Source organism: Micromonospora palythoicola (assembly GCF_036689795.1).
Lineage (GTDB): Bacteria > Actinomycetota > Actinomycetes > Mycobacteriales > Micromonosporaceae > Micromonospora > Micromonospora palythoicola.
Map to the genome: position 1 here is coordinate 56,653 of NZ_JBAGKI010000020.1, position 16,161 is coordinate 72,813.

Genomic DNA, 16,161 nt, shown 5'->3' on the forward strand with positions numbered 1-16,161 from the left:
GCCTGCGAGCCCGGCATCCCGCGCCGCTGCCCCTGTGGACGACACGCTGGTTATCCACAGTCACGCACAGTGTTATGGCAGCTCACGCGCGATCGGCGGCGGTGCCGAAGCCGATGGCGATCCGATGGCGATACGTTGCGGGGATGGATCTGGCGTACCTGCGGGCGCATCCCGAGCAGTTGCCCACCTTCCTGACCCATCAGCGGATCCGGGAGACGCCGGTGTCCGGCGGCGACATCTGCGCGGCCACCCGGTTGACCCTGGACGACGGTCACTCGGTGTTCGCGAAGTCCTGGCCGGAGCACGCGGACCGGCCGGTGCCGGAGGGATTCTTCGCCGCGGAGGCGGCCGGGCTGCGCTGGCTACGCGACGCCGGTGCGGTCGCCGTACCGGAGGTGCTGGTCGCGTTGCCGGAGCTGTTGGCGCTGCAGTGGGTCGAGCCGGGGGAGCCGAGCCCGGCGGCGGCCGATCGTCTCGGGCGGGAACTGGCCGGACTGCACCGGGCCGGTGCCGATGCGTTCGGTGCCGGCTGGCCCGGCTTCATCGGCGCGCTGCCGGCGGACAACACGCCCGACGAGGGCCCGTGGGCGGAGTGGTTCGCTCGGGCCAGGCTGCTGCCCTACCTACGCCGATCGGTCGACGGTGGAGCTCTCACCAGCGCCGACGCGGCCCTGGTCGAGCAGGTCATCGCCCGGATCGGCGAATTCGGCGGTGACGAGCCGCCCGCCCGCATCCACGGTGACCTGTGGCCGGGCAACCTGCTCTGGGGCGACGACGACCGGGTCTGGCTGGTCGACCCGGCGGCGCACGGTGGGCACCGGGAGACCGACCTGGCCCAGTTGGCCCTCTTCGGCGGCCCGCCGCACCACGATCGGATCATGGCGGCGTACCGGGAGAGCTGGCCGCTCGCCGACGGATGGCGGGCCCGGGTGCCGCTGCACCAGCTGCACCTGCTGCTCGTGCACACCGCGCTCTTCGGTGCGGCGTACCGCGATTCGGTAACCAGGAGCGCCCGGGACGCCCTGAGCGGGGTCGGTCGCGCTACCGTCGACCAGTGAGCCTGCCCCCGCCCACCGGCCTCGTCGACCGGTACGGCCGCGTCGCCCGGGACCTGCGGGTGTCCCTGACCGACAAGTGCAACCTGCGCTGCACCTACTGCATGCCCGCCGAGGGGCTGCCCTGGCTGGCTGGGCCGCAACTGCTCACCGACGACGAGGTGGTCCGGCTGATCCGGGTCGCGGTGTGCCGGCTCGGGGTCGACGAGGTGCGGTTCACCGGCGGTGAACCGCTCATCCGCCCCGGTCTGGTCGGCATCGTCGAAGCCGTCGCGGCCCTCGACCCGCGCCCCCGGATCTCGCTGACCACGAACGGCATCGGCCTGAACCGGCTCGCCCCCGCACTACGCGTCGCCGGACTGGACCGGGTGAACGTCTCGCTCGACACGCTGGACCAGGAACGGTTCACCCGGCTCACCCGGCGGGACCGGCTGGCCGACGTGCTGGCCGGTCTGGCCGACGCGGCCGCCGCCGGGCTGACGCCAGTCAAGATCAATGCTGTGTTGATGCGCGGTGTCAACGAGGACGAGGCACCGGCGCTGCTGCGCTTCGCCCTCGACCACGGCTACGAACTGCGGTTCATCGAGCAGATGCCGCTGGACGCGCAGCACGGCTGGGATCGCGCAGCCATGGTGACCGCCGACGAGATCCTGGCCGCGCTGCGTGCCGCGTACGACCTCAGCCCGGACCCGACCGAACGCGGCACCGCGCCGGCCGAGACCTGGCTGGTCGACGGCGGCCCGGCCCGGGTCGGCGTGATCGGCACGGTGACCCGGCCCTTCTGCGGCGACTGCGACCGGACCCGGCTCACCGCCGACGGGCAGATCCGCAACTGCCTGTTCGCCACCGATGAGTCGGACCTGCGCGGCGCGCTGCGGGCCGGTGCCGACGACGAGGAGCTGGCCCGCCGCTGGCGGGCGGCGACGCTTGGCAAGCGGGCCGGGCACGGCATCGACGACCCGTCCTTCCTGCAACCGACCCGGCCGATGTCGGCCATCGGAGGCTGACCGTGGCCAGCGTCACCGTCCGTTATTTCGCCGGGGCCCGGGCCGCGGCCGGCCGCGCCGAGGAGACCACCACCGCTGGTCGATCGCTCGACGAACTGGTGGCCGAGCTGGCCGAGCGGCACGGCGGCCGGTTGGCGCCGGTGCTGGCGGTGTCGAGTTTTCTGATCGACGGCGTGACCTGTCATGATCGGCAGAAGCCGCTGCCGGCCGGAGCGACGATCGACGTCCTGCCTCCCTTCGCCGGTGGCTGAGGGGGATCCACACGTGTTCGCGGTACTCGGCTTCGTCACCACCCTTGCCGTGATCACCGGGTTGATCCATCTCTACCTGTGGAAGCGGTTGGTGAAGGACACCACCACCGCCGGACGCTGGCGGCGGGCCGGCACGGTCACCGCCGTGGTACTGGCCCTGCTGGTGCCGGCCACGATGGTCGGCACCCGAGCCGGAATGTACTGGCTCGCCTGGCCGGGCTACCTCTGGCTCGCGCTGATGTTCTACCTGCTGGTGCTGCTCGTCGTGCTGGAAGTCCCGATGGTGGTGACGCGGCTGGTGCTGCGCCGCCGGTCGGCCCTGGTCGCTCCGGAGCCGGTCCTGGTCGGCCCGGCCGCCGCGCCCGTGCCCGGCCCGTCGACCGACGAGCCGACCGCCGACGACGACGAGCCGGGCGCACCGGCCCAGCCGACCGCCGACGGTCCGGCGGACCGACCGGCCGCCGGCGCGGTCGGCCCCGACCACGATCCGGGCCGCCGCCTACTGCTCGCCCGGGGTGCCGCGATCTTCGCCGGGCTCACCGCCACCGGCCTGGTCGGCTACGGCGTACGCACCGCGCTGGGTCCGCCCCGGCTGGACCGGGTGCAGATCCGGCTGGCCAAGCTGCCCCGCGGCATGGACGGCCTGCGCATCGCCACCGTCTCCGACATCCACATCGGCCCGCTGACCGGCCGGGCACACACCGAGCGGATCGTGGCCGCGATCAACCGGCTGGACGCCGACATCGTCGCCGTGGTCGGCGACCTGGTCGACGGCACGGTGGCCGAGCTGGGCGACGACGCGGCACCGCTGCGCGACCTGCGAGCACGCCACGGCAGCTACTTCGTCACCGGCAACCACGAGTACTACTCCGGGGTGGAGGAGTGGGTGGCCGAGGTCGACCGGCTCGGGCTGCGGGTGCTCCAGAACCAACGACTGGAGATCGCCACCCGTGGTGGGGCGATCGACCTGGCCGGCGTCAACGACGTCTCCGCCGTCGGCAACGGTGTCTCCGCGCCGCCGGACTACGAGGCGGCGCTGGGTGACCGGGACCCGTCCCGGCCGGTGGTGCTGCTCGCCCATCAGCCGGTGGCCGCCCTGGAGGCGGCCCGGTACGGGGTCGACCTGCAACTGTCCGGCCACACACACGGCGGTCAGATCGTCCCCTTCAACCTGCTGGTGAAGCTCGAACAGCCGGTCGTCTCCGGACTCGGTGAGGTGGACGGGACGAAGGTCTACGTGACCAACGGCGCCGGCTTCTGGGGTCCGCCGGTACGGGTCGGCGCGGAGCCTCAGGTCACCCTCGTCGAGCTTCGTTCGGAATAGCGCAGCTCACCTCCGTGCGTGGCGGCGCGCGGCAGCGCGGCCGGTCGTGACAGGATGCGGCGTGCCCCCGTTCAGCGCCGTACCCCCCGGTGGCCTTTCGCCCTTCGTCGCGGACCTGCACATCCACTCGAAGTACTCGCGGGCCTGTAGCCGCGACCTGACCCTGCCGAACCTGGGCTGGTGGGCGCGACGCAAGGGCATCGCCGTCCTCGGCACCGGTGACTTCACCCATCCCGCCTGGTACGACCACCTGCGGGAGACCCTGCATCCCGCCGAGCCGGGCCTGTACCGGCTGTCGCCGGAGGCGGAGCGGGACATCGCCCGTCGGCTGCCGCCCCGGCTAACCAGCGAGGCGGAGGGCGATCCGGTCCGGTTCATGCTCAGCGTGGAGATCTCCACGATCTACAAGCGGGACGACCGGACCCGCAAGGTCCATCACCTGATCTACCTGCCGGACCTGGACGCGGTGGGCCGGTTCAACGCCGCGCTCGGCCGGATCGGCAACCTCGGTTCGGACGGCCGGCCCATCCTCGGTCTGGACTCGCGCGATCTGTTGGAGATCACGCTGGAGGCGAGCGGGGACGGTTACCTGGTACCGGCGCACATCTGGACGCCGTGGTTCTCCGCCCTGGGCTCGAAGTCCGGCTTCGACGCGATCGCCGACTGCTACGCCGACCTGGCCGAACACATCTTCGCCGTGGAGACCGGGCTCTCCTCGGACCCGGCGATGAACTGGCGGGTGGGCAGCCTGGACCGCTACCGGCTGGTCTCCAACTCCGACGCGCACTCACCACCCGCCCTCGCCCGGGAGGCCACCGTCTTCGCCTCGGCCCGGGACTACTTCGCCATCCGGGAGGCGCTGCGTACCGGTGACGGGCTGGCCGGGACGATCGAGTTCTTCCCGGAGGAGGGCAAGTACCACGCCGACGGCCACCGGCTGTGCGGGGTGAACTGGGCACCGGAACGCACCCGGGAGGCCGGCGGACGCTGCCCGGAGTGCGGCAAGCCGTTGACGGTGGGCGTGTTGAGCCGGGTCGAGGAGCTGGCCGACCGGCCCGAGGGGTACCGGCCACAGCACGCTCCCGAGGTGACCCACCTGATCCAGCTCGCCGAGATCCTCGGCGAGATCCACAAGGTTGGTCCGCGCTCCAAGCGGGTCGAGGGAAAGCTCACCGAGCTGGTCGCCGGGCTCGGCGCGGAGTTGGAGATCCTGACTCGCGTTCCGCTGGACGAGATCGGCCGGATCGGTGGCGAGCTGCTCGCCGAGGGCATCGGCCGGCTCCGTCGCGGTGAGGTCCGCCGGGTGCCGGGCTACGACGGCGAGTACGGCGTGATCACCCTGTTCGACCCGACCGAGCTGGCCGACGGCACCGGGGTGTCCGCCGGGCAGGAGACGCTGTTCGACGTACCGGTGGTGCCCGCGCCGCGACGTGCCTCGGAGTCCGCGGCGAAGACGGGGGCTGCGACGAAGCCGGCGACCGGTGCGCAGCGCCCGACGGCGAAGCCCGAGCCCAAGCGCAGGCCGGCGGTCCCGGCACCGCCGATCGCGCCGGCACCCTCGCCGCACGAGCCGTTCGAACCGATGCTCGCCGGCATGGAGGAGGTCGGCACCGGCCTGCTCGACCGGCTCGACGCGATGCAGCGGGTGGCCGCCTCGGCCCCCGGAGGTCCGCTGTTGATCGTCGCCGGTCCCGGTACCGGCAAGACGCGCACGTTGACCCACCGCATCGCGTACCTGTGCGCCGAGTTGAACGTCTTTCCCGAGCAGTGCCTGGCCATCACGTTCACCCGGCGGGCCGCCGAGGAACTGCGGCACCGCCTGGACGGCCTGCTGGGCCCGGTCGCCGAGGACGTCACGGTCGGCACGTTCCACTCGCTCGGGCTGACCATCCTGCGGGAGAACACCCAGGCCGCCGGGCTGGTCGAGGGCTTCCGGATCGCCGACGACGCGGAGCGGGCCGCCGTACGGGCCGAGGCCGGGGACGATCCGGCCCGCTACACCGCGCTGCTGCGCAAACAGGGTCTGGTGGACCTGGACGAGCTGCTCACCCTGCCGGTGGCGCTGCTGCTGCAGGACCGACGGCTGGTCGACCGGTACCGCGAGCGCTGGCGGTGGATCTTCGTCGACGAGTACCAGGACGTCGACGCGGTGCAGTACGAGCTGCTGCGCCTGCTCAGTCCACCCGACGGCAACCTGTGCGCGATCGGCGACCCGGACCAGGCGATCTACTCGTTCCGTGGTGCCGACGTCGGGTACTTCCTGCGCTTCTCGCAGGACTTCACCGATGCCCGGCTGGTCCGGCTCAACCGCAACTACCGGTCCTCCGCGCCGATCCTGGCCGCCGCGGTGCAGGCCATCGCGCCGTCATCGCTGGTGCGGGGCCGCCGGTTGGATCCGGCCCGGCTCGACCCGGAGGCCCCGCTGGTCGGCCGGTACGCCGCCACCTCCGTCGCCGACGAGGCCGACTTCGTGGTACGCACCGTTGACGAGCTGGTCGGTGGCCTCTCCCACCGGTCGCTCGACTCCGGCCGGATCGACGGCCGGTCGGCCACGCTGTCCTTCTCGGACATCGCGGTGCTGTACCGCACCGACTCGCAGGCGGCCCCGATCGTGGACGCGCTGGCCCGGGCCAACATCCCGGTGCAGAAGCGCTCGCACGACCGGCTGCGCGACCGTCCCGGGGTGGCCGCCATCGCTCGCGAGCTGCGGCACGCCCCCGGTGTCGAGGGTGCCCTGCCCGCCCGGGTACGCCTCGCCGGCCAGGTGCTCGCGGACCGGTTCGCCATCCCGACCCTGGACGGGTCCGGCGGAGTGCGCCCGGAGGACGTCCGGACCGCCGTCGACCTGCTGACACCGCTGGCCCGCCGGTGCGGCGACGACCTGGAGATGTTCCTGTCACAGCTCGCCACCGGCGCCGAGGTGGACGCGATCGACCCGCGTGCGGAGGCGGTCACCCTGCTGACCCTGCACGCCGCGAAGGGTCTGGAGTTTCCGGTGGTCTTCCTGGTCGGTGTCGAGGACGGGCTGCTGCCACTGCGTTGGCCCGGCGCCACGCCCGACGAGGCAGCGGTGGCCGAGGAACGGCGGCTCTTCTTCGTCGGGTTGACCCGGGCCCAGGACCGGCTCTACGTCAGCCACGCCGCCCGTCGGTTCCGGCACGGCTCGGAGCGGGACTGCCGCCCGTCACCGTTCATCGACGCGGTGGACCCGGGCCTGTTCGAACGCCTCGGCGACAGCGAGGGCCCTCGGCGGCCCAAGGACCGCCAGTTGCGCCTCATCTGACGGCGGTGCGGTGTCCAGGACAGCGCACCCGGGCCGGTCGGGTTGCCGACCGGCTCGGCGGCTGTGCCACCGGGGATCGGCCGCACGCACTACGGTGACGGTGGCGGTGCCGGTTGGTCGACCGACCACCGGCTCCACCCGAGGCTCAGGAGGGCGTGCATGGCGAACTACGGACCACCGGGGCCGGGCCCGCAGCCGTGGCACGAGCCGCAACCCGGCGAGTGGTACGGCCACGGCCGGCCGCCCGACGCACCGCCGCCCCATGACCCGGACCAGACCCGCGAGTTCGGCCGCCCGTACGGTGACCAGTCCCACGGCCGCGCCCCCGGACAGACCTACGGGTCCAGCCCGGACTACGGGTCGAGCCAGGACTACGGGTCGAGCCCGCACCACGGCGGTGGTCAGGACCACGGATACGGCGCGGGTTACCGGCCCGGCGAGTCCTACGACTCGGCAGGTCACGGCGGCGGTCGGTACGGCACCACCGAACCGGGACACCTTCCACAGGCTCCGGATACCTGGGCGCGGTCCGCCCACCAGCACGACGCGGAGACCGGGTACGCCGGCACCCCCGCGCCACCGCCACCGCGCCGGCGCGGACGGATGCTCGTCGTGCTGGCAGCCGTGCTGGTGCTGATGCTGGGCGGTGCGACGGCGTTCTACCTGCTCGGACGGGACGGCGAGGCACCGACCCCGGTGGCCGCGCCGACCGGGGAGGTGGCACCCACCCCGGACGCGCTGAATGACGAGACTCCCCCCGACGACCCGGCCGCCGCCTCCTCCGCCGACCCCCGCTTCGTGCAGGCGGGGCAGTGCGTACGCAACGATTCGGGGGCCGGCGGCAAGCCCAGGCTGCTGCTGAGTGAGTGTGCGCCGAGGTCGTACGAGGTGCTGCGGCGCATCGACGGCAAGACCAGCGGAGAGCGGGACGCCGAGGAGAAGTGCGCGGCGGTCGACGGCTACACCAACTGGTACTTCTACGACAGCGAGCTGGACTCACTCGACTTCGTACTGTGCCTCAAGCAGCGCGGCTGACGACCTATCAACGAAACTAGTGCTGTCTAGCTTGGAGGCTAGACAGCACTAGTTTTTGGTCGAGGGCAACACGCCGGTACCGCCGTCTATCCATGTCTAGCCTCTCCTCTAGACGGCCCGATACTCTGCGATGCGTGGATCCGGTCCGCAACCCCTACGCGCCGGGCGCCGGCCAGCGTCCGCCCGAACTCGCCGGGCGGGGGCGGGAACTGGACGTCTTCGACATCGTCCTGGAGCGCATCGCCCGCGGCCGGCCGGAACGCAGCCTGATGCTCACCGGACTCCGTGGCGTCGGCAAGACCGTCCTGCTGAACACGTTGCGCTCGCAGGCGATCAACCGGCTCTGGGGCAGCGGAAAGATCGAGGCGCGACCGGATCAGTCGTTGCGCCGACCGATCGCCGCCGCCCTGCACATGGCCGTCCGGGAGCTGGCACCGAGGCACCGGGCACCGGAGCGGATCGACGCCTTCCTCGGGGTGCTCAAGGCCTTCGCCCAACGTGGCGCGCCGACCGGTCGGGGTGGGGCCGCTCCGAAGCTGCGCGACCGGTGGCAGCCCGGCATCGACGTACCGGCGGCCAGCGGGCGGGCCGACTCCGGCGACATCGAGATCGACCTGGTGGAGCTGCTCACCGATGCCGCCTCCGTCGCCAACGACGTCGGCACCGGCGTGGCCATCTTCATCGACGAGATGCAGGACCTCGGGCCGGAGGACGTCTCCGCGCTCTGCGCCGCCTGCCACGAGCTTTCGCAGCTCGGCGCACCCCTGATCGTGGTCGGGGCCGGGCTGCCGCACCTGCCGGCGGTACTGAGCGCGGCGAAGTCGTACTCCGAGCGGCTGTTCCGCTACCAGCGCATCGACCGCCTCGACCGGATCGCCGCCGACCACGCACTCTGCGCGCCGGCCGAGCGGGAGGACGTCGCGTACGAGGCGAAGGCCCTCGACCTGCTCTACGAGAAGTCCGGCGGATATCCGTACTTCGTGCAGGCGTACGGGAAGGCGACCTGGGACCACGCCCCCCGGTCACCGATCACCCCGGCCGACGTACGCGTCGCCGCACCGGAGGCCGAGGCGGAGCTGGCCGTGGGCTTCTTCGGCTCCCGCTTCGAGCGGGCCACCCCCGCCGAGCGGGAGTACATGCGCGCGATGGCGACGCTGTCGCTCGTCGAAGGGGAGCACGACGGCGGCGGCCGGGACGACATGGACGCGGCGGTGCCGACCTCGGAGATCGCCCGTGCCCTCGGCCGTAAACCGGCCAGCCTCTCGCCGGCTCGGGATGCGTTGATCAAGAAGGGGCTGATCTACTCAGGGGAACGCGGCACTGTCGCCTTCACCGTCCCGCACTTCGGCCGCTACCTGCGCACCCAGCCCGCCTGACTCAGCCCACCTGGCGCGGCCCGCTGACCCAGCCCACCTGGCGCAACCCGCTGACCCAGCCCACCTGGCGCGGCCCGCTGGCGCAGCCCACCTGGCGCGGCCCGCTGGCGCAGCTCGCCTGGCGTGGCTCGTCGGCCGCCCGATCCGTGTCAGCGGAGCTGCCCTGGCCCCGGCGTGTCGGACGCCGGCACTGCCACAGATCCGGGCCGGGGCAGGGAGGGGCTCACGGCAGGGCGGGCAGCGGAGGGCGGTGGCAGACAGCGGAAAGCCCTCGGGCCGTCCGGCCGAGGGCTTCCGCGAGGTGCGTCAGGCGGTCGGGCGGTTGGCCTTTGCCAGCTCGACGAAGCCCTGCCACGCCGCCGGTTGGAAGCTGAGCGTGCCGCCGTCGCGGTCCTTGGTGTCCCGGACCAGGACCACGCCGGGAAGGTTGTCGGCAACCTCGACGCAGTCACCGCCGTTGTTGCCGCTCTTGCTGCTCTTGCGCCACCGCGCGCCGGTCATGTCCATGATGCTGCCGCTTCCCTGAGGAGTGCCAGGGACTCAGCGCCTCGCCACGGATGCGTTCCCACCTGCGGCCCAGGGTAGCAACGTCGGCGGACTGATCGACGATCTTCGCCTCGGCCTGGCTGTCCGCGTGCCCGAGCACGCTGCCGTCGTCCAGCTCGGCGAGGGTGAAGGGCCCGCCCAGCCCGGCGTACATGCCGACCGACGCGGGCACGATGTGGATCGCCGTGGTGGGCTGCGCGCCGCACGCCACCAGGTGCTCGCACTGCTCCCGCATCAGCCCCCGGTCAAGGCATCTCCGCAGTTCAGAGCGCCGATCCTGGTCCGCATGCTCCGCGAGTTGACCGACCGGCATCCACCGCACGGCTGGACGTGGATCGACTGCTACCAGCTCGACCGGCAGGGCGACGCGATCGAGAAGCGCCAGTTGTTCGTGATGCCGGCGGGGATGCGCCAGGTCGACGCGCCGCCGGTCCCCCACGTTCGACCTAGATCTTGGAAAGTTCGCGTTCGTCGCTAACGGAAACTGTCCAAGTTTCCCCATCCGGCTCTCATACTTTGGGAACGAGCCACGAGGTTCGGCGCCGGCCCGGGGGTCAGACCTTGGACCAGGGTGGTGGGAAGAGCACCTCGCCCTGCGGGGGTGGCGGCTCGCCGCTGGTGGCCGGCGGCAACACCAGTGCCTGCCACGGCTCCCCAAGGCCGGACCAGGGACTGGTCAGGCCCAACTGGTCGGCCCGGCTGAAGCCGAAACGCCGGTAGTAGGCCGGGTCGCCCAAGACCACCACCAGCCGCTCACCGAGTTCGGTAGCCGCCTCCAGGGCGGCCTGCACCACCGACGTGCCGAGCCCGATCCGCTGCCGGTGCGGCGCCACCGCCACCGGGCCCAGTGCCAGCGCCGGCGTGCTGGCCGTGCCCGAGCTGACTAGCACCCGGGTGAGCAGGGCACAGCCGACGATCTCCCCGCCGTACTCGGCGACCATCGCCAACTCCGGCAGCCACGCGTCGCTGCCCCGCAGCTCGTCGACGAGGCGTACCTCCGGTGGGACGGCGACGTCGGGTCGGGCGAACGCGGCGGCCAGCACCCGGCGGATCGCGCCGGTGTCGGCCGGGTCCTCTGGTCGCAGCCGCAGGGTCGTCACGCGGCGTAGGGTACCCCGGAAGGCCCGTCCATCCGCGACGGTCCTCGATCCCGGGCGCGGCGGCACCGACACTCGATCGATCGACATACCCCGTTGCGGGGCGTAGTAACGCGTCGGACAGGGTATGACTGTTCCATGACGCCCGTACGATCCCTCGCCCGCGCCATGCTGAGCGGCATCTTCGTGGTCAGCGGCGCCCGCAACTTCGCCAACCCCGGCCGCCTGACGCCCACCGCGAAACCGATAACCGATCGGGTGACGCCGCTGCTGGAGCGGGCGCATCCGCGGATTCCCACGGATACTGAAACCCTGATCCGAGCCAACTCGGCCGTGCAGCTCGGCGCCGGGCTGATGCTGGCCACCGGGCGGTTCACCCGGCCGGCGGCCCTGGTGCTGGCCGGCACGCTGATCCCGGTCACCCTCGCTGGGCACCCCTTCTGGCTCAACGACGACCCGGCAGCGAAGAGCAACAACCAGATCCACTTCCTGAAGAACCTCGGTCTCTTCGGTGGGTTGCTGCTCGCCGCCGCCGACACGGAGGGTAAGCCCGGGCTACGCTGGCGGGCCGGTCACCGCATCGGCCACTCGCGACGGTCGGTACGCCGCGCCGTCCGGACCGCCCGTCGGGAGGCCCGGATCGCCCTCCGGTCCGCTGCCACCGCTCGGCGGCTGCCCGGTTGAGCGGTAGGAGATCCCCTCACCCCCGCTGAGCTGCGATCCAACCACCCCCACCCAGGCTAAGGCCGCGAATCACCTGAACCGCCCGGTAGGCGTTAACGCGGTGGAAATGTCAAAAGAATGTGTGGGATCGGACACGGTCGCATAACGCGGGAGGCACTGACGTGAGGCGCCGTTCTAGGCTCCGTACTGGACCTGGACGGGTAGGACGACCTTGGTACGGGGGTGGCCACGCCATGCCGACGATCGTCGGTAGAGGGCTGGACCGCCTCGCCACAGTCCGTCGCGTAACGCGTGGGATCGATCGTAGGACAGTCGTACGGGCGGGCATCGTCGCCGCCGTCGCCTACGCCGCATGGCTTGCCATCGGCGCTTTCGGGCGTCCGTACAACTTCTTCGACATGAAGATCTACCACGGCGCGGTGGTCTGGTGGGCGAGCGGTCACGAGCTGTACGAGTTCGTCGCGCCCGACACAACCCTGGGTTTCACCTACCCACCCTTCGCCGGGCTGGCCATGCTGCCGATGGCGCACCTGCCGGTCACCCTGGCCGGTCTGGTCAACGCCGCGGTCAGCATCGCCGCGCTGGCCGTGGTGCTGGCCGCGCTGCTGCGCCCGATCGTCGACCGGCTGGGCTGGCCACTGTGGTACACGGTGGCCATCGCCACGCCGCTGGCCGCCGCCATCGAACCCACCCGGGAGACTCTCGGCTACGGGCAGGTCAACCTGCTGCTGTTCGCCCTGATCCTGGCCGACCTGGTCGCCCTGCGCTGGCGCTCACGCCGCGGCACCCACCAGGCCGAGGACGACGGCCCGCTGCTGCGGTTCGTCTACGGCGGCGCCTGGGCCGGCGTGGGCATCGGCCTGGCCACCGCCGTCAAGCTGACCCCGGCCCTGTTCATCTTCTACCTGATGATCACTCGACAGTGGCGGGTGGCCGCGACGGCCATCGGCACCGCCGTCGGGGTGACCATCGGCAGCTTCGGCATCGTCGGCGCGGAATCGCGCGACTACTTCGGCAGCGTGCTGTGGCAGACCGAGCGGGTGGGCGCCGCCGACATGACGCCGAACCAGTCGCTGGCCGGCCTGCTGGCCCGGCTCTACGACTCGATCGAGACCCCCGGTCTGCTCTGGCTCGCCTTCTCCGTGCTGGTGCTGGCGCTCGGTCTGTCCCGGGCGTCCAACGCCCACTCCGACGGCGACGAGTTGACCGCCTTCACGCTTGTCGGCCTGACCGCCAACGTGATCAGCCCGATCTCCTGGACGCACCACCTCGTCTGGGTGATCCCGGCGATCATCGTCCTGGCCGACACCGCGATCCGTCGGCACGATGCCAGCCGGGGGCCGGTCCGATCCGCGTCGACGCCGTACGGCGGGCCGCCGGCAGTCGCCACCCTCCGACCACCGATCTGGTACCCGACGCTCACCGGGTTCCGCCACGGCATCGCCGCCATCGGGCTCTACCTGCTCTTCCTGATCTCCCCCATCTGGCCGTACGAGCACCAGCTGCCGGAGGTCTCCCACTACCAGGACGGCCTGTTCGGCGCGTTGATGGAGAACTCCCTGGCGCTGGCGCTGATCCTGCTGGTCGCCGCGCTGCCCTGGCGGCCCGGGGCGGAACCCGCCTTCCACACCGACCGGGCGGCCCGCGCCTCGATGCTGTACGGACGGCGTTAGGCCCACCGCTCAGGGGCAGTTCACCCACTCCTCGGTGCCGTCGGCGAAGACCTGCCGCTTCCAGATCGGCAGCCGGGCCTTCGCCTCGTCCACCAGCCGGGCACAGGCGGCGAACGCGGCGGCGCGGTGGGCGGTGCTGACCGCCGCCGCCAGGGCCACGTCGCCGATGGCCAGTGGGCCGACGCGGTGCGACACCGCCACGGCGTACACGTCGGGGTCGGCGGCGATCTCGTCGGCGACCTCCTGGAGCACCTTCGCGGCGTTCGGGTGGCTCTCGTACTCCAGGCTGACCACCGACCGCCCGTGGTCGTGATCACGCACCACCCCGGCGAACGACACCACCGCGCCGGCCCGAGGGTCGGCGACCGCCGCCTCGTGGGCGGCGAGATCCAGTGGCTGGTCGGTAACGGTGCTGACGACGGTCACCATGCCCGCTCCCCGGCTAGCAGCGGCAACGGCACGATCGCAACCCGATCACCCACCGAGCCGGTGGTGCCGGGATTGATCACGGCGAACCCGTCCGCGTTGGCGAGCCCACGCAGCATGGCCGAACCGACGTGCCGGACCGGGTGGGCCGTCCCGGCGACCCGGTCCAGTCGCACCAGCGCCAGGTGGGTCTGGTCGCCACGGCCGGCGACGGGCTCGGCGAGGACGGCGTGCGGAAGCGTCGGCAACGCCCGACCGGCGAGCCCGGTCAGCAGCGGAGCGACAAGCGACACCAACGCGATGACGGCGGACTGCGGATTGCCGGGCAGCCCGGCCACGAACCGGACCTGCCCGTCGGCACCGACCAACCGGGACAGCAGCATCGGAAACCCGGGACGCACCGCGACCGTGTTGACCACGTATTCCGCGCCCAACGTCGCCAGTGCCGGATGCAGGTGGTCGACCGGGCCGTGCATGGTGCCGCCGGTGGTGCAGACCAGATCGGCGTCGGCCAGGGCGGCGCGCAGCGCGGCCACGTGCGCGTCGAGCGTGTCGGCGACGGGCCCGACCACGCCGTCCGGGGCCACCTGACAGCCGTACCGGCGCAGCCAGCCCGGCACCGCCGGGCCCAGCGCGTCACGGACCCGCCCGTCGCCCGGCGGACCGGCCGTGAGCAGCTCGTCGCCGAAGACCAGCAACGCCGCCCGGGGCTGCCGGCGTACCCGCAGCGTGTCGAGGCCACCCGAGGCGGCCAGCCCGATCACCGCCGGGTCGACCGGTGTCCCGGCCGGCAGCAGTTCCTCACCGGCGGTCGCCTCCTCGCCGGGCTGCCGCCACTCCGGCGTGGCACGTGGCACGCCGTCGACAAGCCCTTCCGGGGTACGTCTCGACTCCTCCACCCGGAGCACCGCCGTGGCACCCGCCGGCACCATCGCCCCGGTGGCGATCTCGACCGTCGTCCCGTCCTCGGTCAACGGGGCAGCCGTACTGCCGGCGAGGACCCGCCCGACGACCCGCCACGGGCCGGCACCGCGAACGGCCCAGCCGTCCACACTCGACGTCGGGAACGCCGGCAGATCGGTCCGGGGGGTGAGTGGTTCGGCCAGAGTATGCCCGTCGGCCTCGGCGAGCGGCAGCTCGACGGCGGGCAGCGCGGCGGCCAGGCCGGCCGCGTGCACCCGGGAGCGGGCCTGCGCCCAGTCGACCGGTGGTGACGCGGAGACGTCGTCGGTGGAGGCGGTTTCCGTTCTCACCGGCCGAGCCTAACCGGCCGCCGGGTGGTCGCCACCGCGCAACTGATCGACCGTGTGGGCCAGGATCGGCCTCAGCACGGCGAGGCCGTCCCGTGCCCCGCCGGTAGAGCCGGGCAGGTTCACCACAAGCGTGCGACCGGCCACTCCGGCCACGCCTCGGGAGAGCACGGCGGTGGGCACCTTGTCGCGGCTGTGCGCGCGGATCGCCTCGGCGATGCCGGGAATCTCGTAGTCGAGCAGGGCCCGGGTCACGTCGGGCGTGCGATCGGTGGGGGTGACCCCGGTGCCACCGCTGGTCAGCACCACCTCGACGCCGTCCGCCACGGCCGCCCAGACCGCCTGGCCGACCGGGTCGCCGTCCGGCACGACCACCGGTTCGTCCACCGCGCAGCCCAACTCCCGCAGCCCGGCGACGAGGAGCGGGCCGCTGGTGTCGGCGTAGACACCGGCGGCGGCCCGGTTGGAGGCCACCACCACCCGGGCGCGGATCACGGCCGGTCCTCCGGGCGCTGCCACAGGCCGGTCTTGCCGCCCTCCTTGCGCAGCACCCGCACCGCATCGACGCTGGCCGCCGGATCCACGGCCTTGACCATGTCGACCAGAGCCAACCCGGCGACCGCGACCGCGGTCAGCGCCTCCATCTCCACGCCGGTGCGGTCGGCGGTACGGGCGGTGGCGGTGATCTCGACCGTGTCGGCGGTCAGCGCCAGGTCGACGGTGACGCCGTGCAGCGCGATCGGGTGGCACAGCGGAATCAGGTCGGGAGTGCGCTTGGCGCCCATGATCCCGGCCAGCCGCCCGACCGCCAGGGCGTCGCCCTTCGGCAGACCGTCTGCCCGCAGCAGGTCGATCACCTCACGGGTGGTCCGCAGCCGGCCGGCCGCCGTCGCCGCACGACCGGTGACCTGTTTGGCGGAAACATCGACCATGCGTGCCGCACCGGCGGCGTCGACGTGGGTGAGCTGGGCGGGTTCGGTCACGGTCGCGAGCCTATCCCTGCCGTGCGACAGTCGGTACGGCGCTCGGAAGGAGCGGCGCGGGTGCACCGCTCCTTCCTCACCGGCCTGCCTCGGGTTGCTGGGGTAGACCCGGCGGCAGGGGTCGCGACGAGATCCGGCAACTGTCGGATCTCCCCCCGTCGGCGAACGTCC

Annotated in this window: 14 protein-coding genes and 2 pseudogenes; 9 read left to right on the forward strand and 7 right to left on the reverse strand. The window is 72.4% G+C overall.

Annotated elements, in window-relative coordinates; translation table 11 throughout:
- Positions 1 to 143: 143 nt before the first annotated feature.
- From V5O40_RS11970 to V5O40_RS12000, 7 genes and pseudogenes are all read left to right on the forward strand, one after another.
- On the forward strand, positions 144 to 1,058 hold the full coding sequence (locus tag V5O40_RS11970; protein ID WP_332905496.1) for a fructosamine kinase family protein: 915 nt from the start codon (positions 144 to 146) through the stop codon (positions 1,056 to 1,058).
- Entirely contained in the window at positions 1,055 to 2,062 is a 1,008-nt protein-coding gene (moaA, locus tag V5O40_RS11975) for a GTP 3',8-cyclase MoaA (RefSeq protein WP_332905497.1), read from the forward strand. Before V5O40_RS11970 ends, moaA begins: the two co-directional genes overlap by 4 nt.
- Complete coding sequence (locus tag V5O40_RS11980; RefSeq protein ID WP_164448906.1) at positions 2,059 to 2,313, forward strand: MoaD/ThiS family protein; 255 nt, start codon at positions 2,059 to 2,061, stop codon at positions 2,311 to 2,313. The genes moaA and V5O40_RS11980 overlap by 4 nt, the downstream gene beginning before the upstream one ends.
- A gap of 13 nt (positions 2,314 to 2,326) precedes the next feature.
- Positions 2,327 to 3,637, forward strand: a complete 1,311-nt coding sequence (locus V5O40_RS11985; RefSeq protein ID WP_332905498.1) for a metallophosphoesterase — start codon at positions 2,327 to 2,329, stop codon at positions 3,635 to 3,637.
- Positions 3,638 to 3,698: 61 nt separating this feature from the next.
- A complete protein-coding gene (locus V5O40_RS11990) occupies positions 3,699 to 6,920 on the forward strand; it encodes a UvrD-helicase domain-containing protein (RefSeq protein ID WP_332905499.1) in 3,222 nt (1,073 codons plus the stop codon).
- A gap of 768 nt (positions 6,921 to 7,688) precedes the next feature.
- Positions 7,689 to 7,955 (forward strand): annotated as a pseudogene (locus tag V5O40_RS27925) (LppU/SCO3897 family protein); the annotation flags it as partial.
- Positions 7,956 to 8,089: 134 nt separating this feature from the next.
- Positions 8,090 to 9,331: an ATP-binding protein gene (locus V5O40_RS12000; protein ID WP_332905500.1), complete on the forward strand. Its 1,242-nt coding sequence runs from the start codon at positions 8,090 to 8,092 to the stop codon at positions 9,329 to 9,331.
- Between the two features lie 306 nt (positions 9,332 to 9,637).
- Here V5O40_RS12000 and V5O40_RS12005 read toward each other — a convergent pair whose 3' ends face one another.
- The 3 genes and pseudogenes from V5O40_RS12005 to V5O40_RS12015 form a co-directional block, all read right to left on the reverse strand.
- Positions 9,638 to 9,832: a DUF397 domain-containing protein gene (locus V5O40_RS12005; protein WP_332905501.1), complete on the reverse strand. Its 195-nt coding sequence runs from the start codon at positions 9,830 to 9,832 to the stop codon at positions 9,638 to 9,640.
- Positions 9,829 to 10,124, reverse strand: a pseudogene (locus V5O40_RS12010) (Scr1 family TA system antitoxin-like transcriptional regulator); the annotation flags it as partial. The gene V5O40_RS12005 and the pseudogene V5O40_RS12010, both read right to left, overlap by 4 nt.
- 307 nt (positions 10,125 to 10,431) lie before the next feature.
- Positions 10,432 to 10,977 (reverse strand): GNAT family N-acetyltransferase, encoded by a 546-nt coding sequence (locus V5O40_RS12015; protein WP_332905502.1) that lies wholly within the window; start codon positions 10,975 to 10,977, stop codon positions 10,432 to 10,434.
- Between the two features lie 135 nt (positions 10,978 to 11,112).
- Between V5O40_RS12015 and V5O40_RS12020 the strand changes: the two genes are divergently transcribed.
- Both V5O40_RS12020 and V5O40_RS12025 read left to right on the forward strand, forming a co-directional pair.
- Positions 11,113 to 11,658 (forward strand): DoxX family protein, encoded by a 546-nt coding sequence (locus V5O40_RS12020; protein WP_164448805.1) that lies wholly within the window; start codon positions 11,113 to 11,115, stop codon positions 11,656 to 11,658.
- 233 nt (positions 11,659 to 11,891) lie between these two features.
- Entirely contained in the window at positions 11,892 to 13,331 is a 1,440-nt protein-coding gene (locus V5O40_RS12025; protein WP_332905503.1) for a glycosyltransferase 87 family protein, read from the forward strand.
- A gap of 9 nt (positions 13,332 to 13,340) precedes the next feature.
- On the opposite strand, the gene V5O40_RS12030 is transcribed toward V5O40_RS12025, so the two are convergent.
- From V5O40_RS12030 to moaC, 4 genes are read right to left on the reverse strand one after another with little or no spacing between them, the layout of a single operon-like run.
- A complete protein-coding gene (locus tag V5O40_RS12030; protein WP_332905504.1) occupies positions 13,341 to 13,760 on the reverse strand; it encodes a molybdenum cofactor biosynthesis protein MoaE in 420 nt (139 codons plus the stop codon).
- The gene (locus V5O40_RS12035) at positions 13,754 to 15,010 is read right to left on the reverse strand and encodes a molybdopterin molybdotransferase MoeA (protein WP_332905505.1); all 1,257 of its coding nucleotides are present in this window, start codon (positions 15,008 to 15,010) and stop codon (positions 13,754 to 13,756) included. Before V5O40_RS12035 ends, V5O40_RS12030 begins: the two co-directional genes overlap by 7 nt.
- A 9-nt stretch (positions 15,011 to 15,019) precedes the next feature.
- Positions 15,020 to 15,502: a MogA/MoaB family molybdenum cofactor biosynthesis protein gene (locus V5O40_RS12040; protein WP_332905506.1), complete on the reverse strand. Its 483-nt coding sequence runs from the start codon at positions 15,500 to 15,502 to the stop codon at positions 15,020 to 15,022.
- Positions 15,499 to 15,990: a cyclic pyranopterin monophosphate synthase MoaC gene (gene moaC / locus V5O40_RS12045; RefSeq protein WP_332905507.1), complete on the reverse strand. Its 492-nt coding sequence runs from the start codon at positions 15,988 to 15,990 to the stop codon at positions 15,499 to 15,501. Before moaC ends, V5O40_RS12040 begins: the two co-directional genes overlap by 4 nt.
- Between the last annotated feature and the right edge of the window lie 171 nt (positions 15,991 to 16,161).